We start from the raw sequence: 21,708 nt of genomic DNA, 5'->3' as shown, positions 1-21,708 counted from the left end.
CACCTGGCACATCTTGCCATAGCAGTGCTGCAAACGACCTATATTATTGCTGAACCAGCATTTCCTTAAAGAGGATATCTTTTACCTTGGCCGGTTTGGCCGCTTCCTTGACGCGCATCAGCAGTTCTTCGCGCAGCCGCTGCAGGCCGGCAGCACCCTGGACATCCTCCGGGCGCAGGCTGCGCAGATAGGTCACGATCTCGTTCTCGATTCGCGGCTGCACTTCCTCGACGATCTTCTGCTCTTCGGGTGAGCCCACTTCCAGCACCATCGTCGTCACCATGAAAGGCTGCTTCTTGCCGGTCATGATCAGATTGGCCTGCATCTTGGGCAGCTCGACAAAGACCGGGACATGCCCCTCTTCCTCGGCCGCCGCTTCCTCATGGGCGACCTCGCCTTCGGCGCCATGGGCGGCGGCCGCTTCCGGGTCTTCCTTGAACAGCAGGAAATAGGCCGCGGCCCCGCCGCCAGCCAGCAGCAGCAGGGGCAAGACGATGAACAGCACCAGTTTCTTGCCGCTCATCTTCTTCTTGGTTTGGGTTGCGCCTTCTGCGCCTTCCGCTTCCGCCATTTTTCCTCAACCTGTCGCTATGGTCTGGCCGCGGCGCAGCGATCTCGGACGTGCAGCCCAGCTTTCAACCTACCCTAGGCGTTGATGGTTAACATCCCGTGAACCGCAAGAGAAGGTGGCAACGCAATTCATGCCGCCTGCTGGGCCTCATCCCGCCCGGCAAATTGTGCAGGACGGCACCAACACCCCTCCCAATACATTGATTTATATCACTATTTTGATTGGCACGATGTCTGCATATCCAATCGCACCAGCCGCAGAGCTGGAAGTAATTGACCCTTTGAGGGCACCGTCATGGAAACGCCGACTTATATCGTGCTGTCGCGACAGCTCGGTCTGTCACGACAGATGGATGTGGTGGCCAACAACCTGGCCAACACGAACACCCCCGGCTTCAAGGCCGAAGGTATGGTGTTCAGCGAGTACCTGATCAAGGCCGAGAAACCGGTCAAGCTGTCCTATGTCCAGGATCTGGCGAGCTATCGCGACCTGACCGAGGGCAGTTTGCAGCCCACCGGCAACGATCTCGATATCGCCATCCAGGGCAAAGGCTATTTCGTCATCGAAACGCCGGACGGTCCGCGCTATACGCGCAACGGCCGCTTCCAGCTCAACGCCGCTGGTGAAGTTGTTACCCACGAAGGCCAGCGCGTAATGGCCGGTGGCGCACCGCTCATCATCAACACCGATGACGGGCCGATCAACATCGCCGGCGACGGCACGGTATCGGCCAATCGCACCCAGGGCGGCAACACGCCCGTGATCTACGGCAAGATCGATGTCGTGGCCTTCGCCGACGACCGCGCCCTGAAGCCGGGCAGCGGCACGCTGTTCGAAAGCGACCAGGCACCGACCCAGGTCGACGTCGCCGATTTCAAGGTCCAGCAGGGCATGATCGAAGGCTCGAATGTGCAGTCGATCCGCGAAATGACCAGCATGATCTGGGTGCAGCGCAACTACCAGGCGGCTCAGAAATTTATGGAAGGCGAGCATGAACGCATGCGGCGCTCCATCAACTACATCATCCCCAGTTCTTAAAGACGGGCGGTAGAAAGCACCATGAAATCCTTGACCACAGCCGCAACCGGCATGTTCGCCCAGCAGATCAACATCGACGTGATCGCGAACAACATCGCCAACGTGACCACCACCGGGTTCAAGCGCAGCCGGTCGGAATTCGCCGACCTTCTCTACCAGGACCTGCGCCGCGTCGGCACTCAATCCTCGGACTCGGCAACCATCGTGCCGGCCGGTGTGCAGATCGGTGTCGGTGTGAAAGCGGTTGCCGTCTATCGCATTAACGAACAGGGCTCATTGATCCCCACCGAGAACCCGCTCGATGTCGCCATCAAAGGCCGCGGCTACTTCCAGGTGACGCTCCCGGACGGGACCACGGCCTATACCCGCGACGGCACTTTCCAGCTCTCCAACGATGGCACGATCGTGACCGCTGATGGGTTCAGTATCGTCCCCAACATCACCGTGCCCACGAACGCGACCGGAATCTCCATCAACGGCAACGGCCAGGTCGAAGCGACCATCCAGGGCCAGATCACGCCCACCTTGCTGGGGCAGATCCAGCTGGCGACCTTCATCAACGATGCCGGCCTGAAGCAGTCCGGCGACAATTTGCTGCTGGAAACGGAAGCATCCGGCGGGCCCACCACGGGCAATCCCGGCGCCATCGGCTTCGGCCTGCTGCAACAGAATTTCTTGGAGCAATCCAATGTCGACATGGTCGGTGAAATGACGCAGCTCATCACCGCCCAGCGCGCCTATGAGATCAATTCGAAGGTGATCCAGGCGTCCGACGACATGATGGCAACCGTCACCAACATCCGTTGAGGAGGTTCATCATGACCTACCGTCAGGGATTGCTTAGCAATGCCATGGGTTTGGCCTTCACAGCCGCGGCCCTCTCCTTCCCGGGTGCCGCCGGTGCCGACACCTTGGCCAGCATCCCATATGCCGAAGAGACCACCTGGGAGATGACCGCCGAGGAAATGGCCGAGGGCCTGCGCCTGCGCAGCAACATCATGGTCGATGACGAAGTGGTGCGGCTGGGCGATCTGTTCATGGAATCCCTTTCGGTCGGCGACACGCCGATCGCACAGGCGCCGGCGCCGGGCCAGACCCTGTCCTTCGACGCGCGGTTCCTGAGCCAGCTCGCCCGCGCCTATCATCTCGACTGGCGGCCGGATTCCAAGTTCGAAAAAGTGCTCGTCGGCCGCATCAGCCACAAGGTCGATGCCGCCATGGTGCTGGACTCGCTTGCGCTCGCCATTCGCGACCGCTCGGGCAACGAGGCGCGCATGGAGCTGGTGCTGGATGGTGGCGATGTCGAATTCATCCTGCCCACCAGCGTGCAGGGGTCAGTCGGCGTCCGAAACCTTCAATTCGATGCGAACAGCCAGCGATTTGCCGCAACCTTGATCGTGCCGGCTGATGGCCCCACCGCCCTGCAACGCAAGGTCTCGGGATCGATTTACGAAACCATCGACATTCCGGTCCTCAACCATGCGATGGGCGCCGGCTCGACAGTGCAGGAAGCCGATCTGCAATGGATCTCAATACGCACCGATCGCCTGATCGGCAATGTCATCACCGACGCGCGGCAATTGATCGGCATGACGACAAAGCGTCCCCTGCGCACCAGCCAGATGCTGCGCGGCAGCGATCTGGTCATGACCCCGGCCATTCGCAAGAACAGCCTGGTCACCCTGGCGCTTCAATCCGGGCAGATGAACCTCACCGTGACCGGCAAGGCTCTTGAAGACGCAGCCGTAGGCCAGTCGATCCGTGTCGTCAACGTCAACAGCAAGAAGGAGCTGACCGGCATCGTGCGCGATCCGAGCACGATCGTGGTCCCGGTCGCCGGCCAGCTCACCTTGAATTGAAGGAGGCCGTCATGGCCCACGCGTCCAAACATCGCAGCATCGCCCTCACCCTCACCTTGTCGACATTGCTCAGCACCAGCCTGCTCGGCGGTTGCGGCAACATGATCGACCGTGTGGCGGGTATCGGCAACGAGCCCAAGATGGATCCGATCGAGAATCCGCAGGCCGATCCCAATTACCAGCCGGTGAGCCTGCCGATGCCGTCGCCGATGGCCGATGTGCGCCAGCCAAATTCGCTCTGGCGCCAGGGCAGCCGCGCATTCTTCAAGGACCAGCGCGCCGGCAAGGTGGGCGACATCCTCACCGTGGTGATCGAGATCGACGACGAGGCCAAGCTCGACAACAAGACCGACCAGAATCGCGACGGCAGCAACAGCGCCGGCCTCGACAACCTGCTCGGCTATGAAACCATGCTGGCCGACATCTTCCCCGACGGAATCGATGCTGGCAACCTCGTGAACTCTGACAGCGCCTCGACCACCACGGGCTCCGGCTCGGTCGATCGATCCGAGGCGATCAAGCTGCGCATCGCCGCCGTCATCACCCAGGTCATGCCCAACGGCAACATGGTTCTGACCGGGACCCAGCAGGTGCGCGTCAATTATGAATTGCGCGAGCTGACCGTGGGCGGCGTCATCCGCCCCGAGGACATCTCCAACGTCAACGAAATCCCCTATGACAAAATCGCCGAGGCGCGCATCGCCTATGGCGGCAAAGGCACCTTGTCCGACGTCCAGCAGCCCCGCTATGGGCAGCAGGTCTACGACATCTTCTTCTCGTTCTAGATACCGATCCCCAGCGGTTTGCGATCTCGGGTCATCCCACCAGGGATGGGCCGACACAGGTTTCATGACGGCGACTTCCCTTCCATCCACCCGGATGGAAGGGATCTTTTTTTGCTATTCTCCCACCATGACCGATCTCATCAGCGCCGCCCTCGCCAACCCCATCAACCGCGCCATCCTGACCCGGCTGCCCATGCTGGGTGCCCCGGATGCCTGGTTGGTCGCGGGCAGCATCTACCAGGCCTATTGGAATGCGCTGGGCGGTCAGCCGGTGACGGCCGGCGTCAAGGATTACGACATCTTCTATTACGACCCCAGCGACCTCTCCTATGAAGCGGAGGATGCGGTGGTGAGGCGGGCAGCGATGGTCTTTGCCGATCTCGACGGGCTCATCGACCTCAAGAACCAGGCCCGGGTCCATCTCTGGTACAAGGACCGCTTCGGCGCGGATTGGCCGCCGGTCGCCTCGGCGAAGGAATCGATCGGCCGCTTCCAGGTGCGCTGCACCTGCGTGGGCCTGCAGCCCAAAGCCGACGGCACATTGGAACTACACGCACCCTACGGCCTCGACGAGCTCACCCGCGGCGAGCTTCGCGCCAACCTGAATTGTCCGAATGCCGCCGGCATAACCGCCAAGTCAGAGAGCTACCGGGAAAGGTGGCCCTGGCTCAGGATCGTCTAGATCAGAGGATCAATCGTCCCCGGGGACTAATCGTCCCGGTGCGTGCGTTCCATGCGCTCGTGACGCTCCTGCGCCTCGAGCGACAGGGTGGCGATCGGACGGGCTTCCAGGCGCTTCAGGGAGATTGGCTCGCCGGTCTCCTCACAATAGCCGTAGGAACCGTCTTCGATGCGCCCGAGCGCTTCGTCGATCTTGGAGATGAGCTTGCGTTCACGATCACGGGTGCGCAGCTCAAGCGAACGGTCCGTCTCCAGCGAGGCGCGGTCCGCCAGATCTGGCTCTGACAGGCTCTCTTCCTGAAGATGGCTCAGCGTTTCGCCGGATTCGCGCAACAGCTCGTTCTTCCAGGCCAGAAGCTTCTGCCGGAAGTATTCGAGCTGAACCGGATCCATGAAGGTTTCTTTGTCGGTAGGCCGGTAATCGGGCGACAGCAATGGCTTCATGCGTGGTCTCGCCATATCGTTGCCACTTCCCCCCGACGAGTTGTGAATCGGGAGCGAATTTGGCGCGGAGTATAGGCAAAAGGCCGCTCCCCGCAAGCGCGATTTATCATGAAACTGGGCCGTCAATATATTGATTTTATTGAATTCTTGAGAACGGCTATCCGCGCTAGCGGCTGAGCTTGGCCAGTTCGACCGCTGCGCGCAGCTCGATCTCGTCGAGAATCGCCGTCAGCTTGGGATCGTCGATCTGCTCGCGTTTGACGCGCACCATCTGCGCCAACTGCTCCAGCCGGTCCTTGGGGATGACGCCCATCAGCAGGCCGATCCGGATCTCTTCCAGGAAATCGAGCATCTTCATGCCCCGGTCCCGGGCCCGCTGCTTGGCACGACCCTTGGCGGCATCCGGCGTTTCCTGCACCGCCAGCACCACCGAAAGAGAACTTACGCTCAACGACATGGAGACCTGTTGGCCCTGCCCGGCATGGCTTTCGCCCAGCGCCTTGGCGAAATCGCCCCCGCCGCCAGACGTCGACGGCCCGCCAACACGTCGGTTGGCGGTCACAGGTTTGGGGGATACTGGGTCGATCTTTATGGCCACAAACTCACCTGGATCGGGACTGCCGATTCACCCTCATATAGTAGCATGGGCGGCTAATAAAAGATTAAACGAATTAATAACTTGCAGCAGGTCGGCCCCCCTGCCTCGGCGGCAATTTCTGCCGCCTTTCAAGGCCCCGGGCGACCGCGCCCATCAGCCATTTCCCCGCAGATCACCCTCAATGCACTGGATACCTCTAGCCCCTACTCCACAACATATTGATTTATATAAAGAATGCTGGATGCGGGGTGTGGCACGGAACTCGCATTGATCCTGGCTGGATAAAGATCCAACCCGTGGAAGCAAGCGAGCGATGACGAAAACTCTTCATACCCGCCCAGTTAAAAGCCGCCGCCGGCTGACATCACTCGTCACGGCATGCGCGTTGCTGCTTTCCGCCATCCTGCCCGCGGCACCGGCGATGGCGCTCTCGCGCATCAAGGACATCGCCGAGTTCGAAGGCGTCCGCGAAAACCAACTGGTCGGCTACGGCCTGGTGGTCGGTCTCGACGGCACCGGCGACGATGTGAAGAAGAAGTCACCTTTCACCCGTGAAAGCCTCATCGGCATGCTCGAACGTCTCGGCGTGAAGGTGAACCAGGCCAACGCCGATCTTGAAACCAAGAACGTGGCGGCCGTGATGGTCACGGCCAGCCTGCCAGCCTTTGCCCGCCAGGGCTCCGAAATCGATATCACCGTGGCCTCCCTCGGCGACGCCTCCAGCCTGCAGGGCGGCACCCTTCTCGCCACACCGATGCTGGGCGCCGACGGCGAGGTCTATGCCGTAGGGCAAGGGCAGATCACCATCGGCGGCTTCAAGGTCACGGGCGAAGCCGAGACCATCGTGCGCGGCGTGCCGACCTCCGGCCGGATCACCCGCGGCGCCATCGTAGAACGCGAAGTGCCGTTCGATTTCTCGCAGTTGCAGTCACTCAAGATCGCCCTCCGCAATCCTGACTTCACCACCTCGCGCCGGATCGCCGATGCCATCAACGAGTTCGTCGGTTCCGGCACCGCCTTCGCGCTCGATTCCGGCACCGTCCAGTTGAATGTCGGCCAGTATGGCGGCGAACCCACCGCCCTCATCACCGACATCGAGCAATTGCCGGTCGAACCGGACCAGCAGGCGCGCGTCATCATCGACGAAAATACCGGCGTGATCGTGATCGGGCAGAATGTGCGCATCAGCAAGGTTGCAATCGCCCAGGGCAACCTCACCATTCGGGTTACTGAAACGCCGCAAGTCTCTCAACCTTCACCATTTTCTTCGACTGGCGTCACCACCGTCGTGCCTCGGACCAACATCGACATTCAGGACGACACGAACCGCAAACTGGCTGTGCTCAATGACAGCGTGACGCTTGAGGAACTGGTGGCCGGCCTCAACTCGCTGGGCGTCGGGCCGCGCGATCTCATCTCCATCCTGCAGTCGATCAAGGCGTCCGGCGCCATGCAGGCCGACATCATGGTGCAATGATCATGGCTGACCTCGCCCCCCTCATGCTCGATCCCGCCCTGCAGATGGGCAACCACCCCGCATCCGGCACAGCGGCGCCGCGCAACGCTGCCGGCATCGCCAAAGTGGCCGAGGATTTCGAGGCCTTCTTCGCCGGCCTGGTCTTCGACGAGATCTCGTCCGACATCGAGCCAGACCCCATCACCGGCGGTGCCGAGGGGGAGGCGATGTTCAAATCGCTGCTCAATCAGGAATTCGGCAAGAGCGTCGCCCGCACCCATGCGTTGGGCATCGCCGATGTCGTTCAGCGTCAATTGCTTCAATATCAGGAGGTTCAGTGATGGACAAGACAACGCGGATGACCGAGCTGCTGGCCATCACCTCGCAGCTGATCGGCTGCATGGAGCGTGAGCTTGAGCTGATGCGCAGCCTGAAACCGACGGAGCTGAAGCAGCTGCAGATGGACAAGGTCGCCCTGGCCGATGCCTATCAGGCCTTCACCATGGCGCTGAAGGAACCTGGTGAGGATCTGAGCTCGGTCAATTCCGCGCTGCGCGATGAGCTGACCGAGGCGACCGAGCGCTTCCAGGCTGCCGTGCAGGACAATCTCCGGGCCCTGCGGGCGATGCGCGACGTCAATGAGCGGGTCATGCGCGCCGTGGTCCAGGCGCTCGATGAAAAGCGGGCCGCCGTCACCGGCTACAACAATCGCGGCACCGTCACGAAGTCGCGCCGCCAATCGCCCACCTGCCCGGTAGCCGTGCAGCAACGGGCGTAGCCGCGCGGACCTGGGTCCGCGGCTCAACAAATCTCTAAATCAGATGGTGAGGTTGACCGGGCTGGCGCTGGCCGCGCCACCCGGCAGAGCCGGCGCGGCAGCAATCGCTGGGGCCGCTTCCACGGGCGCGGCAGCCGAGACCGGCGCCGGGCTGGGTGCCGCCGAAGCTTCAGTGCTCACCGATTTGCTCGCCGTATCGACCGACTTCACCTGGGGCCTGGCCGCATTTGCCTGGGCCGCAGTCCCCTGGGCCGTCCGCGCGACGCGCTCGCTATCGGCATATTTGCGCAGATAGTATTCCGACGGAAACTGCTGCACGACCTCGCCGGTGTCCGGCTTCTGGCGCAACAGCACGATCTTGCCGAAATCCTGGCGATAAGAGAACTCAAAGCTGTTGTAACGGAGCGACTGGCCGACAGCGGCGACGACCTTGTCCGCAGGCTGCGCGGCAACGGCCTCTGCGGTGCCGGCGGCTTCGGCGGATTCCACAGACAAGTCGGCAGCAGCCGACACCCGCGCATAAACCGGGGTCACGCCACCAACCGAGCCAACTGCCTGTACGCCATTTACCATTCAGCAACATCCCTTAACTATGGTCCGGCGCACATCAAGCGCGCCTGGGTCACTGACCAAACATCTGAGGCGTTGGGTTCAAGTCTTTCGCCAAAGGGCTGAAGTCCCGGAACCAATTTAAAGTCACCCAGATTCCAGGATATGGATTGCGGACAAAATATGCAATAGGCTTAAGAGCCTAGTCAACACCGCAGTGCAAGGCTGTGGGACTGCTTTCTCCGATTCCACTGAATTTGTTGCACCCAGGGCGCAATTAATGCGCCCTTCCGGCAAAAAGCGACATGCAGAAGATTCCGCCCTCACAGGGCCGATCCTGCCATACCCGGCAGGCATTGCAGGTCGAGCGCACACACCAAAACAAGATATTTTCGTTTAAATACAATAATTTATGAGTTGGCACGGTAGCTGCATAAGTACTCCCGAGACGTGGCGAATGGCGCCGCAAGGCGGTCAAAACGACCGCCGAAGTCGCAGAACACATTCGGGAGAACCCAGATGGCGACCAATGACGTTCAATTGACCGGTGGTATCCGCAGCAACCTCCTGTTGCTTCAGCAGATCTCCGGCAAGCTGGACCGGACGCAGCAGCGCCTGGCAACCGGCAACAAGATCAACAGTGCGATCGACGGCCCCGTCGCGTACTTTGCGTCAAAGGGTCTGAACCGGCGCGCCGATGATCTGGCGACGCTGAAGGATTCTATCGATCAGTCGATCTCCACGGTCAAGGCCGCGGATGTCGGCGTGACCAAGATCGAAGGACTGGTCGAACAGGCCCGCGGCTTCATCACCACGGCCTATCAGAACCTGGGCAGCGACGCGAACTCGATGGCGCTGCGCAAATCATTGGCCGACCAGTTCAACACCCTGCTCCGCCAGATCGACAAACTGGCCCAGGATTCGAGCTACCAGGGCAAGAACCTGCTAATCGGCAGCGGCCTGCGCCTGGATGCGACCTCCTCATCCAAGAGCGCCACCAATGCGCTCCCGGGCGTTACCGCCTCGCGCGTTACCACGGTCATCAAAGCCGACGACTATGTCGTCGACGTGACAGGCACGGGCCGTATCTCCGGCAATGCGAGCGACATCGCCAATGCCGAGCGCGACCGCGGCATCAGCAACCTGACGCTGACCGGTTTCCAGAGCAAGACGGCCGGCAATTTCGATAACGTCCTCCTGAAGTACAGCGGCGGCAAAGGCAAGGACAAGACCTTCACGATCACCGAAGGCGATGTCAGCTTCACCAAGACCTTCACCACCGAACAATGGGACATCGCCAAGGCAACCGGCCAGACACTGAATCTGGACCATCAGTTCGTCAGTGGCACCCATATCAATTTTGATATCAACTTCGACGAGATCGACGACGTTCCCGACACCTACGGTCTCGGCACCTCGGTGATCGAGAAATTCGTCGACGTCACAGTCTCGGTCTCCAACTTCAACGGCGTTGGCCAGGAAATCCAGCGTTCCGGCAGCAGCCTGCTCGGGCAGCAGAAACTGGCCGATGGCGAGAATGCGTGGAACTTCGACACCGGCGTTCCGCGCCTGACCATTGACGAACGCACCATCCTGCAATCGGCATTCAATGACGCCCTGGTCGGCTCGGCCTATGGCCGGGCGTCCCCCGCGATCGTCGGTACGCCCACGATCAATGCGGCGTCGATTGCCACGGATGCCACCTTTACGGTCACCGCGGACGCCACGGCCGCCGATTTCGACTTTGTCTCCGGGCGCTTCACCTCCTACGGCGTCAATGTCGCCGGCCCGGGTGGTGTCACGTCGACCGGCGTCAACACCGATGGCAACTATTCCTTTGCCTCGGGCGATGGCGGCACAACCGTCAGCATCGACTTCCTGCGCGTCGGCCTCAACGGTGTCACCACGGCAGCGGCATCGACCGCCACCCAGGCGAATGCCACCGAAGCCGTCACCGGTGCCGTTCTGTCGGCGGCCGGCATCAGCCTGACGAGCATCCTGTCGCCATTGGCGACCAACCTTGCCCACAGCCTCAACTTCACGGTGAAGACTGACGACGTCCAGGCAACCTTTGCCCTGGACGACGGCTATGGCGGCAAGGCCACGGTCATCACCGGCACCTCGTTCGCAACCTCAGCGACTCTCGTCTTTTCAGTGGTCGGCGGACCCAATGACGGGGCCATCATCCAGCTGACGGTGAACCCCGGCAATCTGCGGACGGATTCCGAATCGAACGTCCGCTACAATGCGATTGGTCAGTTCACGGCGCCGGATGAACTGAAGTTCGACCAACGCGCGGCCCAGGCCGGCTTCACCTCGACATTGTCGACGGTGCAGGTGACCGACGGCACCGATCAGAACAACATGACGGTGCAGCTGAACGAGACCAATACCAACCAGATCACGGTGGTGAGCCAGAATCTGCAGACCGACGGCCAAGGCCTGGCTATCGACTTTGCTCAGAACGAATGGCTGGACCGCGCCGACATCGACAATGCCGCCACGATGCTGGAGGCTGCCAAGATCAGGCTGCGATCCTCGGCCTCTGCGCTCAACAACAATCTCGACGTCATCACGACCAGGCTCAGTTACACGAAGGAGTTCATGGACGTGCTGGCGGAAGGCGCCAACAAGCTGGTGGTCGCCGATCAGAACGAAGAAGGCGCCAACATGCTGCAGCTGCAGACTCGTCAGCAGCTTGGCACCATCTCGCTCAGTCTTGCCAATCAGGCGCAGCAGGCCATCCTGCGTCTGTTCTAGGCTCCGATCCCCCGATCGGGTCCTAGCAAACCCGGCCCAGCGATTCGCTCCCGCTGGGCCGGGATTATTTTTGCCCGGAGCCGCGCTGGAAAGCGCCGACGGCATCCATCAGCTCGGCTGTCGCGCGTACCCAGGACCCGTTCGACGATTGCCGAAACACCGCCGCGGCGGGAAGGGCCGGCTCCATCTCCCAGCCGGAGCGGCCCTGGCACAGAAAGACCGGCTGTCCAAGAGCCGCCGCCAGCCAGGCCGCTGCGCTCTCTACGGCGATCACCAGATCCATCGTGGCGAGTGCGGCCGCAAAATTGTCGGCGCGGCTGCCAAGATCGAGACGTGGATCGACGCGTATCCCCGGCCCAATTGCCGCCGGCCATAGCGCCGCATTGCCCAGGACGACGATTCCGACATCGGGCAATGCCGACAGGGCGGCGCAGAGATCGGGCGGCAAGCTGGCCCAGCTGGCGCCCGGAACGCCTGCCCAGCTTCCTTCCTGCTGCACCACCACCCCAAGCACGAGGCTTGATCCGAACTGTGCGCGGTTGATTGCGCGTTGCTCGGCGACCCGAGCCGGATCGGCACGCAGCCAGGGTCCTGCATTGACTGTCTCGGCAAGCTGCAGGGCGGCCAGCGGCGCCTGGGCCGACAATTCCAGCCCGGCCAGATCCTCTGCGCTCACATCATCGAGGGAAAACACGCTGAGGCGCCGGTCCTGACGTGCCAGCAAAGGCATCAAGGCGGGATGGCAGGCGACCGCGAGCGCGTCGAGTTCAGCCCGCAATCCGCCCAAAGCGGCGCTGGCCGCAATATCCTGGGCCAGGATTCCCTCGGACCACAGATAGAGACGCCGCTGCTGCTCTGCGCCGGGCGACCAGTCCGGCAGCCCGCCGCTACGATCGGCCGCGACAGGGGCGGCGCGCGCGAGGTCACAGTGATAGTCGATCCGCTGCGGCGCCAGAAAGGCGGCACGTGCCAGAAAGGGCAGCGCCTCCGCCACATGACCGGTGGCGAGGCCGATGCGGCCGAGGCCGTTCAGCGCGGCGGCGTCCTCGGCATCCATCTGCAGGATGCGGCGCAGGAATACCTCGGCATCGGCAGATTGCCCGAGATAGGCCAGCTGATCCGCGCAGCGCCGCATCATGGCGACGAGGTCTGCCCGCGCAACACTCTTCTCATGTAGCGCCAGCGCAGCCGCGACCTTGGGCATGACCGCCGCCCAGGCCGATGGCGATGGCTGACGGAACAGTCGCGCCTTGGCATACCAGATGGAATCGTCGCGGCCATCGAGCCAGCGCCAGTCGGCAATACGGGGCAGCAGGATCCATACCCGCTTGCCGAGGGCGCCGGCGAAATGCACCGTGCTGTTATCGACCGAGATGACGAGATCGACGGCGGCGACCTGGGCTGCGAATTGATCGAGGTCGATGAGCGGATCGATCTCCGGATCGTGAAAGATGTCGCTGCCGAACGCGGCATTTGTCGCCGCGATCTCACCGCCGACCGCGCCATATTGCAGCGAAACGAAGCCGCATCTCTTGTCGGCGAGGATTTCACGCCACAGGTCGAGTTCGGCCGATCGCGTGGTGGCGCTGGTCTTGTTGCCGCTGCGCCACGAGATGCCGACGATGAGCCGACCGGGAAACTGCGCAAGATAGCGTTCCCGCAGACGCCATGTGTTTGTCGCATCCGGGATAAGATAGCCGTCGCGGGACGGCAGGTTCTCAAGATCGAGGCCCAGCAGCAGCGGCAAATCGCCGATCGGCGCATGTGCCCGTACGTCCAGCGCTCGCACGAAGTCCGCTGGCAACTGGTCGCGCTGGTAGATCTCGGCCCAGGGGAATGAGCGTTGCATCAGCCCACGGAAGCGGCTGATCGTCTCCAGCATGACGCGCGGCGCGAGGTCGGGCAGCAGGTCGAAGCATCCGGCGAACATGGCGAGATCCCCGATACCCTGCTCAGTCCAGATCTGCAGCGCACCGGCCGGCAGCGCCGTGCCGTCCCAGACCGGGGCTGGAATGTCCCACCAACCTTCCCTGGGATCGAGCTGCGGCTTTTCCCAGCGTTTGCGATAGCGCACGAGGCCCGCATGGTAGTCGCCGAACTTCACCTGCTGCAGGCCAAGAGTCAGCTGGATATCCGCATCCTGGGGCGCCAGCGCGGCCGCCTTCTCCAGCAGCGCATTGCCTTCCCGCTCCTGGCCGGAAACGATGTAGAGCTTGGCCAGCAGATTCCAGGCCCCGGCATTGTCCGGATGGCGATCGAGGTAGGCGCGCAGCACCTGCAATGCCGTCTCTGTGCTGTTGAGCCAGGCCAGCACCTCATTGAACTGGGTCAGATAGTCAAAGTTCTTTTCGACATAGGGAGCCGCGGCGGTCATCTCCTCCACCGCCGCCGCGCCTTTGCCGCTCTGCTGCAGGGCCACGCACAAGGCGGCGCGGCTGCGCAGGCAGTCAGGTTTCTGCGCCACCGCCTTGCGCAGGGGGGCCACCGCTTCGTCATAGCGCTGCAGCTGACAGAGTGAGGCACCGATGCGGAACCACGATTCCTGCTGTCCTGAGTCCTGCCCGACCACGCGCCGGCTGAGCTCGAGGCAGGCCGCGTAATGGCCAAGGCCCAATCTGGTATGCGCGAGGTTGCCGAGGATCGGCAGGTTGCTGGGGTCGCATACCAGACCCTGCTCATAGATGTCGGCCGCCATCACCAGATGCTTGGCATTGTGCAACAGGTCGCCCAGCAATTGATAGGTAAGCGGCATGTCGGGCGCCACTTTTACAGCGCGGCGGAAGTCGCGCTCGGCGGCGAGGATATCACCGCGATCCCGATAGATCAGCCCACGCAGGCACAGGGCGCGCGGCTCGTCCGGCGCTATGGCGAGAATGCGGTCATAGGCTGCGAGGGCCGCATCGTGCTCTCCGCGGGCATAGGTATCGCGGGCAGCCTGTAGCCAGCCGTCGATCTGGTCACTCTGTCCGGCAGCCATCGTCGCTGCCGATCAGGCTCCGATTTTGAGAATGCTGAGGTCCACGACGCCGGATTCATCGGGTTCGGGCGCGCCGGGTTCCTTGGCGGTCGCGAGCTGCATCGGCGCGAACAAACCCAGGGCCGGCAGGTCCAGGTTGAAGACCGGCTCCTCCGCCGCGCTGGGGCCGAGGATCCGCGTCGCCAGTTCCCGGATCGAGGTCGCGTTCGGTTCAAGACTTACCGCGCGTTCGATCGCGACTTTGGCATTTTCGATGTCCCCGCTTTCGAACAAGGCATCTGCGAGATCACGCCAGGCAACAGGATTGCGCGGATCGGCCGACGTGGCGCGACGCAGCCATCGTAGGGCCGCCGTCATGTCGCCGGTCAAGCGCAGAACGCGGCCGTAATGATAGGCCGTCGGGAAATGGTCCGGGGAGATGCCGGCCGCCTTGGCCAGCGTATCGCGCGCGGCAATGTAGTCCTGCGCCTCGATCAGGGCGGCGCCAAGACTGGCCATGATCTCCGGATCGTCACCATGATTGGCCAAGATTTCGCGCATGACGCGAATGGCGTTGCCGTAATCCTGAGCGCCGAAATAGCAGCCGGAGAGACGTTTCAGCGTTTCGACATCGCCGGCACCATGTTCGATCGCCTTGTCGCAAGCGCGGATCGCCTCGGCGAAATCCCGGCTGTCCATGAGGGCTGAGCCGAGATTGTCCCACGCCAATCCATAATCAGGTTGCAGCGACACGGCGCGGCGCGCCGCCTCGATGGCTCCGGCGGTATCGTTGCCGATATAGCAGGCGGCGGCGAGATTGCTCCAATAGAGGGCTTCGTTGGGCAGAGCGGCGGTTGCCTCGCGCAGCAGCCGGGCGCCCTCGTCGGCCCGGCCGGTGCGGGCCAGCACGGTGCCCAACTGATGCTTGGCCTCCGCCATGTTGGGATCGGCCTTCAGAATCTGACGGAAGATCTCTTCGGCCAGCCGCAGGTTACCGGCATTGATCGCGGCGATGCCGCTGTTGATCTGTTCGCTTCCACCGCCGGACTTGGCCAGGCCTTTCGCCTTTACGGTCCGCGACGCCGCCCGGCGTTCATGGCGATTCATGACCAACTCCTTCCAGCATCCCGCTATCCAGTACCGCGCGCACGGCGCCAACCCAATGAGCGCCATCTTGCGCCGCGCGTATTATGCGGACATTCCTCGCCCAAACGCAACTTGCTCCGGCCCAGCCCCAGGCCCAATGTTCGGCGCCGCTGAGGCACAGTTTAATGACGGGTTTGCCCAGCGCCATGGCGATGGCGGCAGCGAGATCGTCGGCAGCGACGACAATATCCAGGGCCGCCAGTTGGCTGGCATAGTCGAGCAGGCTCAGGTTTGCATCGACGCGGGGGTCGACCACGAAATCGCAGCCTGTTTCCGCGGCGATGGTCGACAGGCGGCCGCGATCGGCGCCGCGCTGGATCGAGACGATGCCCATCCGCTGGTCGTTGAACAGCGGCTGCAGGGGGGCCAACAGCTTCTCGTCGTCGCCAGCCTCCTGGCGCCAGGAAAGGCCGACCAGGGGACGTTGCGGGAAGCACTGCTGGTAGTCATGGCGGAACTGGGCAGTCTTGGTCTGGTCGGCACCGGCAAGCCACGGCTTGCCGGGAAAGGACTCGGCGTCAGGCCGGAACCGTCGCGCGAGGTCGCCCAGGCTGGACGTCATCGAAATCTTCGCGGCCTGCAGGATCGGCAATGTCACCGCGCCGATCTCCAGGAAGGTGATCTTCGAATTGACGGCCTGCAGCAGCGGCAGCAAGGCGGCATCTGCCTCTGCCACGATGGCGCGGGTTTCGCCCAGCACATCGGGCAGCAGGCTGGCAAGCAGCAGCTGTTCGAACAGCGCGCGCTCGGCGCGCAGATGCAGGCGCGCGCGGCGCAAATTGCCGGTTTCCCAGGCGGCTGGATGGTGCCCCTGGTCGAGCATGGCGAGATGCGGCGGCAAATCGGAAAAGCCGGACCCGGAAGCGCCACCGGAAATGCTCCCAGCCGGTGGCATAATCACCCATCTGCAATGCAGCTTCGGCAAAGCGGATATGCGATTGCGCGTCGAGCGGCGCGTGGTTGATGGCCGTGGTGAAATTCTTCTTCGCGAGCTCCCACTCGCCCTGGATCGCCTGCGCCTGCGCCAGTGCCGTGCGCGCTTCGACATGCTTGGGATCGTTGCGCAGTACGCGCGCGAAGTAGTCCGTGGCCTCGGTCTGGCGGTTGTGCCGGCACAGGATCCGACCCATGGCGAGGAGCGCGTTGGCATTCTTCCCGTCATGCTTCAGGGCGTCACGCGTGATGCGCTCGGCGCGATCTCCCTCGCCGCAGGCATCGAGCGCCAGCGCCAGCTCGGCACGATAGTCCACCATATCGGGCGCCAGTTCGAATGCGCCGGCGGCAATCGCCACCGCGTCCTTGGGATGGCCGGCAATGCGTGCGCAATGCCCGACCACATGCAGCGCTTCGGCGCGATACTGGCCGAGGGTGAGAAGGGATCGGTAATAGTCCTCGGCCACGTCGAGGCGGCCGTAGCGGAACGCATGGGCGCCGCAGCGGTGCAGCATCGCCACATGGGCCTTGGCCAGATCCGCTTCGCTCACACGGCGCAACCGGCCGGCGATCTCGTCGACGATCGGATCCCAGCCGGCATCCGGCTGCTGGCGGAAGAGCTCGAGGCTCGCATACCACAAGGCTTCCCTGGTCTCTCTCAGCCAGCGCCAGTCGGAGTTGACCGGCAGCATGGCCCAGGTCGGCTTGCCGACCGCGCCGGCAAAATGAATCGTGCTGTTGTCGACCGAGATGACCAGATCGAGGGCGGCGATCTGGGCCACGAACGGGTCCATATTGCCGAGCGGGTTGATCTCCTTGTCCCAATAGATCTCGACCCCCATCTCCTGCCGCACGAAATCGACATCGCGCGAGACATCGCCGTATTGCAGGTTGATGAAGACGCAATCCGGGTTGGCAAGATGGGGCCCCATTGCGCCAATTCCAGCGACCGGATGGCGGCGCTGTCGCGATTGCCGCTGCGCCACGATATTCCCACCAACTTCTTGCCCGGAAACATCTCCTGGTAGCGCGCGCGCAACTTCAGCATCAAGGTTGGATCGGCGATGAGGAAGCCCTCGCGCCCCGGGACATTCTCGAAACTCAGATCCAGCAATTGCGGCAGGTCGGCCGCCGATGCCTGGCCACCGATGGTACGCGTGTTCCAGTTGCCGGGCAGGAACTCGCGCGTCACCACGGCATATTCCGGGAAACTTCGGGCAAAGAGCGAGTTGAGCCGCACATTGGTCTCGACATAGACGCGGGTCGCCCGCGATTGCACCGCCGGCAGGAAGGACGCCCACATGATGTGGTCGCCGACGCCCTGCTCGCTGTAGATGACCACCGCCTTTTCCGGCAGCGGCTGCCCGTCCCATTCCGGCACGTCCAGCTGCCACCGCGGCTCGGCGCCGTCGCGCTGCCAACGTGTCCAATGGTATTTGTGGAAGGTCTCGAATTCCTTCAGCCGGAAAGAGCTCAGCGCCAGCGTCATGCGCAGGATCATATTGTCCGGCAGAACCTCGATTGCCCGCTTGGTCAGTTCCTGGCCGGTGAGAAAATCGCCATCCATCATGACCAACGTCGCCATGTGCCCGATGGCGCTGGCGTCGTCCGGGTTGTGCTGCAGGTAAATGTTGGTGATGTCGGTCAGGCGTCTTCTTGCGCAACTGTGCGGCGATCAGGCCGACATTCCTGGCGAAGTCCCAGTCATGGGCGGCACGTTCCGCCATTTCCACCCAGACAAGGCCAGCCTCTGCCTCGCGCCCCATCGCCATCAGGGTCTGATAGCGCATGGCCTTGGCCTGGGCATGCTGCGGATCACGCGCCAGGGCGCGATCGACGCATTCCAGCGCCTCGCCCAGATCCTGGCCCAGCACGATGATCGACCAGGCAAGAAAGGTGTTGGCGTCGGGATTTTCATGGTCGATGTCGAGGATGCGGCGACAGACTGATTCGATTTCAGCCGGCACGCGCTCGGACAGGCGCGCGATCAGCAGCCCGGCCAGCAGGGGCAGGCGCGTGGGCGCCCGGGCCAGACCCATCTCGTAGGTGCGGATCGCTTTCAGCAGCTGTCGGGTCGAATAGTAGATGATGCCCAGCGTCTGATAGGCATCGATATAGTCGGGATCGATATCGATCAGCTTGCGCAGATTGTGTTCGGCAGCGCCCAGCTCATTGCGTTCGCGGTGCAGGATGGCAAGGTTGTAAAGGGTCTGCGGATCGTCGGGCAGCAGTTCCAGCAGGCGGCGCAGGCAGGTCTCGACCTCGTCCATCCTTTGCGCGGCGTGGAGATGGGCGGCATGTCGCCGCAGCGCTTCCGCCTGCTGGCGCACTGCCGGGCTGACCTGCCCCCCTGCGACACCCTGCCCAGGCAAATTCCCGGGCACATTCCCTGTCATGATCGTATCCATCTGACCCACGCCAATTTTTCGAGTGTAGCAGCGGAACCCGCCAAAGGTCGCCGATTGAGCAACTTCTTAAGCAAGAATCGTGCAACTCGCCTGCCCGGCCGGTGGGATTGCCGCAGGGCAAATCTTGCCGATGTTAACAAGAATTAACGAGAATTTCTTGCCGAACCGGCAAATCTTGCCGGGCAAAAATGGTAGTTAACACGCTGTTAATCTATTGATATTCGACCGTTTATCGATGTTTTAAGACCTATCCGGCAGATTCTACCGTCTGGCAAGGAAATTGCTTCCTACCTGGAGCCGTCCATTCAGGATGGTGCGTTGGCTCAAAGAGCCGGCGGCAACTCAATCTCCAAAGGGGATTACTACATGGCTAACGAGATCCAACTTTCGTCTGGCATTCGCAGCAACCTGCTGCTGCTGCAAGACACTACCGTTAAGCTCGAGCGTACCCAGTTGCGCCTTGCGACCGGCAACAAGATCAACTCCGCTCTGGACGGTCCGGCCAGCTTCTTCGCTGCCAAGGGCCTTACCCAGCGCGCTGGCGATCTCACCGGCCTCAAGGACGGCATCGGTCAGGCCATCTCCACGATCAAGGGTGCCGATACCGGCATTTCCAAGATCGAAGCCCTGGTCGAACAGGCGCGCGGTCTGACGACCCAGGCTCTGGGTTCGTTGGGCAACGATGCCAATTCCGTGAAGCTGCGCAACAGCTTGGCCAATTCGTTCAACGGCGTCCTTCGTCAGATCGACTCGCTCGCGAACGACGCCAACTATGCCGGTAAGAACCTGCTGGTCGGCAGCGGCCTCCGCCTCGATGCCACCGCCTCCAGCAAGACCTCGGTCAACGCCATCCAGGGCATCAGTGGCGCCCGCGCCACCAATGTCGTCAGCGCTGACGAATACACCATCTCCGTCACCGGCGATGGCGCCATCAGCGGTGCCACCAACGATATCGCGAATGCCAAACAGGCGCGCGGTGTCAGCAATCTGGTGATCAACGGCTTCGCGTCCACCACCGTCTCCAACCTCGACTCGATTTCGATCAAGTTGTCGGGCGGCGTCGGCAAGGACAAGACCTTCACGGTTACCGAAGGCGAAGCCACGATCACGCAGACCTTCACCGTTTCGCAGTTTGACGAAGCCAAGGTCCGTGGCGACGTGCTCCGGTTCGCGGCGTCTTTCAACAGCGGCACGAACATCTCGTTCGACGTCGATTTCGACGCGATCGAAGACGTTCCGGACACCGTCGGTGTCGGTACGTCGGTGATCGAGAAGAACGTGAACCTGCAGATCGTTGCCACCAACGAGAATGGCGAAACCATCACCCGCGATGGTCTCAACCTCCTCGGTCAGGGGCAAGGTCGCCAACGGCGAAACTCCTTCGCCTTTGATTCAGGCTCGGCGCGCGTCACGGTTGACCAGCGTCAGATCCTGCAGGCAGCGAAGTACTCCGACGCCATCGGCACGTCCTATGGCACGGGTGCGGCCCTCATCGTTGGCACGCCGGACAACAATGGCGGCGCCATCAGTGCGGCGGAAACCTACACGCTGAAGGCGAACGCAACGTCGTTCAACTACACGACGAACCAGTTCGACAATTACAGCGTGCAGCTGACGGGTGCCGGCGCAACGACAAGTGCCAATGTCGTCGTCAGCACCGGCAATGCCAGCAACGTATCTTTCGCTGCCGGCGTTGGTCTTGCCTCTTCCGCTCAGTTCAACCTCAACCTGAACTTTGGTGATCTCAAGTACATCACCACGGCGACGGCGGCGGCCATCACTGAAGTGAACACCACCAAGACCTCGACTGGTCTCAGTGGGCTCTCCAGCGATGCCGTGTCGGCGGTAAGCAGCGTCAGCGGCTTCCTCGACAACAGCGTGACGAAGCTGACCGCCACGGTCACGGGCACTGCCAGTGCCGCGACGATCACGTTCACGGACGGCCTGGGTGGTACTTTCACCAAGACCGACGTGGACCTGCGCGGTACCAACTCCTTCGCCGTCACCCTGGCGGGTGGCGTGAATGACGGTGCCACGATCACCTTCGAGACGAGCTCGGTTGGTATCACCAACTCAATCTCAACTGGTGACGTTACCGGCAGCTTCGAAGTGAAGATTCGCGGTGAATACAACGCTCCCCGCGAAGCGAAGTTTGACGTCCGCCCGGCGAACACCGGTCAGACGGCCGACATCACGACGAAGCAGCTGGTCGATGCGACCGATGCGAACAACCTGACGGTGCAGTTGAACGAAACCCGCTCCAGCACGGTGACCGTTGTCTCCCAGAACGTCCGCACGGACGGCCAGGGCTTGAGGCTCGATTTCGCCCAGAACAACTGGAGTGATCGAGCTGATATCGACAACGCGATCAGTCAGCTGGACGCGGCGAAACTGACCCTCAGATCGGCCTCGTCGAACCTGAGTACCAACCTCAACGTCATTCAGACCCGCGAAAGCTATACCAAGGAATTCGCGGATGTGCTGACGGACGGCGCCAACAAGCTGATCCAGGCGGATCAGAACGAGGAAGGTGCGAACATCCTGACCCTGCAGACGAAGCAGCAGTTGGGTACGATTGCACTTTCGCTCGCCAACCAGGCGCAGCAGGCCATTCTGCGATTGTTCTAATCGCTGGTGGTTGAGTAGGATTGGGCGGCGGCAGCAATGCCGTCGCCCGCCCTTCTCACGCAGGTCATCGCGCCGGCAGGAAAACCATTCGGCCAGCGGGCAGCCAGAACCACCCAGA

The 21,708-nt window shown here is 62.3% G+C and carries 20 protein-coding genes; 12 read left to right on the top strand and 8 right to left on the bottom strand.

Annotated features, from left to right (window positions below; genetic code table 11):
- Window positions 1-43: 43 nt before the first annotated feature.
- Window positions 44-571, bottom strand: a complete 528-nt coding sequence (locus tag IPK59_00100) for a flagellar basal body-associated FliL family protein (protein ID MBK8157269.1) — start codon at window positions 569-571, stop codon at window positions 44-46.
- 294 nt (window positions 572-865) lie between these two features.
- Here IPK59_00100 and flgF point away from each other — a divergent pair, with 294 nt between their 5' ends.
- From flgF to IPK59_00075, 5 genes are all read left to right on the top strand, one after another.
- Entirely contained in the window at window positions 866-1,609 is a 744-nt protein-coding gene (gene flgF, locus IPK59_00095; GenBank protein ID MBK8157268.1) for a flagellar basal-body rod protein FlgF, read from the top strand.
- 21 nt (window positions 1,610-1,630) lie between these two features.
- Window positions 1,631-2,416, top strand: coding sequence for a flagellar basal-body rod protein FlgG (gene flgG / locus IPK59_00090; protein ID MBK8157267.1), 786 nt, complete (start codon window positions 1,631-1,633; stop codon window positions 2,414-2,416).
- 11 nt (window positions 2,417-2,427) lie between these two features.
- A complete protein-coding gene (gene flgA, locus IPK59_00085) occupies window positions 2,428-3,468 on the top strand; it encodes a flagellar basal body P-ring formation protein FlgA (protein ID MBK8157266.1) in 1,041 nt (346 codons plus the stop codon).
- Window positions 3,469-3,479: 11 nt separating this feature from the next.
- On the top strand, window positions 3,480-4,253 hold the full coding sequence (locus IPK59_00080) for a flagellar basal body L-ring protein FlgH (GenBank protein ID MBK8157265.1): 774 nt from the start codon (window positions 3,480-3,482) through the stop codon (window positions 4,251-4,253).
- A gap of 94 nt (window positions 4,254-4,347) precedes the next feature.
- Window positions 4,348-4,935, top strand: coding sequence for a nucleotidyltransferase family protein (locus IPK59_00075; protein MBK8157264.1), 588 nt, complete (start codon window positions 4,348-4,350; stop codon window positions 4,933-4,935).
- A 26-nt stretch (window positions 4,936-4,961) separates the two neighbouring features.
- Here the strand turns inward: IPK59_00075 and dksA are convergent, their stop codons facing one another.
- Both dksA and IPK59_00065 read right to left on the bottom strand, forming a co-directional pair.
- Window positions 4,962-5,378, bottom strand: a complete 417-nt coding sequence (gene dksA / locus IPK59_00070) for an RNA polymerase-binding protein DksA (protein MBK8157263.1) — start codon at window positions 5,376-5,378, stop codon at window positions 4,962-4,964.
- Window positions 5,379-5,544: 166 nt separating this feature from the next.
- Entirely contained in the window at window positions 5,545-5,940 is a 396-nt protein-coding gene (locus tag IPK59_00065; GenBank protein MBK8157262.1) for a flagellar assembly protein FliX, read from the bottom strand.
- A gap of 349 nt (window positions 5,941-6,289) precedes the next feature.
- Between IPK59_00065 and IPK59_00060 the strand changes: the two genes are divergently transcribed.
- The 3 genes from IPK59_00060 to IPK59_00050 are packed head-to-tail and all read left to right on the top strand — an operon-like array spanning window position 6,290 to window position 8,210.
- The gene (locus tag IPK59_00060) at window positions 6,290-7,453 is read left to right on the top strand and encodes a flagellar basal body P-ring protein FlgI (GenBank protein ID MBK8157261.1); all 1,164 of its coding nucleotides are present in this window, start codon (window positions 6,290-6,292) and stop codon (window positions 7,451-7,453) included.
- A 2-nt stretch (window positions 7,454-7,455) separates the two neighbouring features.
- Window positions 7,456-7,773 carry a rod-binding protein gene (locus IPK59_00055; protein MBK8157260.1) on the top strand — a complete coding sequence of 106 codons (318 nt, stop codon included), beginning with the start codon at window positions 7,456-7,458 and terminating at the stop codon, window positions 7,771-7,773.
- The gene (locus IPK59_00050) at window positions 7,773-8,210 is read left to right on the top strand and encodes a hypothetical protein (protein MBK8157259.1); all 438 of its coding nucleotides are present in this window, start codon (window positions 7,773-7,775) and stop codon (window positions 8,208-8,210) included. Before IPK59_00055 ends, IPK59_00050 begins: the two co-directional genes overlap by 1 nt.
- 39 nt (window positions 8,211-8,249) lie before the next feature.
- Here IPK59_00050 and IPK59_00045 read toward each other — a convergent pair whose 3' ends face one another.
- The gene (locus IPK59_00045; protein ID MBK8157258.1) at window positions 8,250-8,783 is read right to left on the bottom strand and encodes a hypothetical protein; all 534 of its coding nucleotides are present in this window, start codon (window positions 8,781-8,783) and stop codon (window positions 8,250-8,252) included.
- A 495-nt stretch (window positions 8,784-9,278) separates the two neighbouring features.
- On the opposite strand from IPK59_00045, the gene IPK59_00040 reads away from it, so the two are divergent.
- Window positions 9,279-11,519, top strand: a complete 2,241-nt coding sequence (locus IPK59_00040; GenBank protein ID MBK8157257.1) for a hypothetical protein — start codon at window positions 9,279-9,281, stop codon at window positions 11,517-11,519.
- 64 nt (window positions 11,520-11,583) lie between these two features.
- Here the strand turns inward: IPK59_00040 and IPK59_00035 are convergent, their stop codons facing one another.
- From IPK59_00035 to IPK59_00020, 4 genes are read right to left on the bottom strand one after another with little or no spacing between them, the layout of a single operon-like run.
- Window positions 11,584-14,496, bottom strand: coding sequence for a tetratricopeptide repeat protein (locus tag IPK59_00035; protein MBK8157256.1), 2,913 nt, complete (start codon window positions 14,494-14,496; stop codon window positions 11,584-11,586).
- Between the two features lie 12 nt (window positions 14,497-14,508).
- Window positions 14,509-15,582, bottom strand: coding sequence for a tetratricopeptide repeat protein (locus IPK59_00030; GenBank protein ID MBK8157255.1), 1,074 nt, complete (start codon window positions 15,580-15,582; stop codon window positions 14,509-14,511).
- Window positions 15,569-16,183 (bottom strand): hypothetical protein, encoded by a 615-nt coding sequence (locus IPK59_00025; GenBank protein ID MBK8157254.1) that lies wholly within the window; start codon window positions 16,181-16,183, stop codon window positions 15,569-15,571. The genes IPK59_00030 and IPK59_00025 overlap by 14 nt, the downstream gene beginning before the upstream one ends.
- On the bottom strand, window positions 16,140-17,486 hold the full coding sequence (locus IPK59_00020) for a hypothetical protein (GenBank protein ID MBK8157253.1): 1,347 nt from the start codon (window positions 17,484-17,486) through the stop codon (window positions 16,140-16,142). Before IPK59_00020 ends, IPK59_00025 begins: the two co-directional genes overlap by 44 nt.
- Before the next feature lie 705 nt (window positions 17,487-18,191).
- On the opposite strand from IPK59_00020, the gene IPK59_00015 reads away from it, so the two are divergent.
- The 3 genes from IPK59_00015 (at window position 18,192) to IPK59_00005 (ending at window position 21,590) form a co-directional block, all read left to right on the top strand.
- Window positions 18,192-18,503, top strand: coding sequence for a hypothetical protein (locus IPK59_00015; GenBank protein ID MBK8157252.1), 312 nt, complete (start codon window positions 18,192-18,194; stop codon window positions 18,501-18,503).
- A gap of 201 nt (window positions 18,504-18,704) precedes the next feature.
- Window positions 18,705-19,109 carry a hypothetical protein gene (locus IPK59_00010; GenBank protein ID MBK8157251.1) on the top strand — a complete coding sequence of 135 codons (405 nt, stop codon included), beginning with the start codon at window positions 18,705-18,707 and terminating at the stop codon, window positions 19,107-19,109.
- A gap of 219 nt (window positions 19,110-19,328) precedes the next feature.
- Window positions 19,329-21,590, top strand: a complete 2,262-nt coding sequence (locus IPK59_00005) for a hypothetical protein (protein MBK8157250.1) — start codon at window positions 19,329-19,331, stop codon at window positions 21,588-21,590.
- The last annotated feature ends 118 nt before the right edge of the window (window positions 21,591-21,708 follow it).

The organism is Rhodospirillaceae bacterium, from assembly GCA_016712715.1.
Classification (GTDB): domain Bacteria; phylum Pseudomonadota; class Alphaproteobacteria; order Dongiales; family Dongiaceae; genus Dongia.
The sequence above is the reverse complement of the archived record's forward strand: the minus strand, read 5'-3'. Positions and strand labels throughout refer to the sequence as shown.

Coding starts and splice junctions, on each gene's coding strand:
- IPK59_00080 (MBK8157265.1), top strand. CDS start 3,480: ATGGCCCACGCGTCCAAACATCGCAGCATCGCCCTCACCCTCACCTTG.
- IPK59_00025 (MBK8157254.1), bottom strand. CDS start 16,183: ATGACGTCCAGCCTGGGCGACCTCGCGCGACGGTTCCGGCCTGACGCC.
- IPK59_00060 (MBK8157261.1), top strand. CDS start 6,290: ATGACGAAAACTCTTCATACCCGCCCAGTTAAAAGCCGCCGCCGGCTG.
- dksA (MBK8157263.1), bottom strand. CDS start 5,378: ATGAAGCCATTGCTGTCGCCCGATTACCGGCCTACCGACAAAGAAACC.
- IPK59_00035 (MBK8157256.1), bottom strand. CDS start 14,496: ATGGCTGCCGGACAGAGTGACCAGATCGACGGCTGGCTACAGGCTGCC.
- IPK59_00030 (MBK8157255.1), bottom strand. CDS start 15,582: ATGAATCGCCATGAACGCCGGGCGGCGTCGCGGACCGTAAAGGCGAAA.
- IPK59_00100 (MBK8157269.1), bottom strand. CDS start 571: ATGGCGGAAGCGGAAGGCGCAGAAGGCGCAACCCAAACCAAGAAGAAG.
- flgF (MBK8157268.1), top strand. CDS start 866: ATGGAAACGCCGACTTATATCGTGCTGTCGCGACAGCTCGGTCTGTCA.
- IPK59_00075 (MBK8157264.1), top strand. CDS start 4,348: ATGGAAGGGATCTTTTTTTGCTATTCTCCCACCATGACCGATCTCATC.
- IPK59_00020 (MBK8157253.1), bottom strand. CDS start 17,486: ATGGGGCCCCATCTTGCCAACCCGGATTGCGTCTTCATCAACCTGCAA.
- IPK59_00040 (MBK8157257.1), top strand. CDS start 9,279: ATGGCGACCAATGACGTTCAATTGACCGGTGGTATCCGCAGCAACCTC.
- IPK59_00050 (MBK8157259.1), top strand. CDS start 7,773: ATGGACAAGACAACGCGGATGACCGAGCTGCTGGCCATCACCTCGCAG.
- IPK59_00015 (MBK8157252.1), top strand. CDS start 18,192: ATGTCGGTCAGGCGTCTTCTTGCGCAACTGTGCGGCGATCAGGCCGAC.
- IPK59_00045 (MBK8157258.1), bottom strand. CDS start 8,783: ATGGTAAATGGCGTACAGGCAGTTGGCTCGGTTGGTGGCGTGACCCCG.
- flgA (MBK8157266.1), top strand. CDS start 2,428: ATGACCTACCGTCAGGGATTGCTTAGCAATGCCATGGGTTTGGCCTTC.
- flgG (MBK8157267.1), top strand. CDS start 1,631: ATGAAATCCTTGACCACAGCCGCAACCGGCATGTTCGCCCAGCAGATC.
- IPK59_00005 (MBK8157250.1), top strand. CDS start 19,329: ATGGCTAACGAGATCCAACTTTCGTCTGGCATTCGCAGCAACCTGCTG.
- IPK59_00055 (MBK8157260.1), top strand. CDS start 7,456: ATGGCTGACCTCGCCCCCCTCATGCTCGATCCCGCCCTGCAGATGGGC.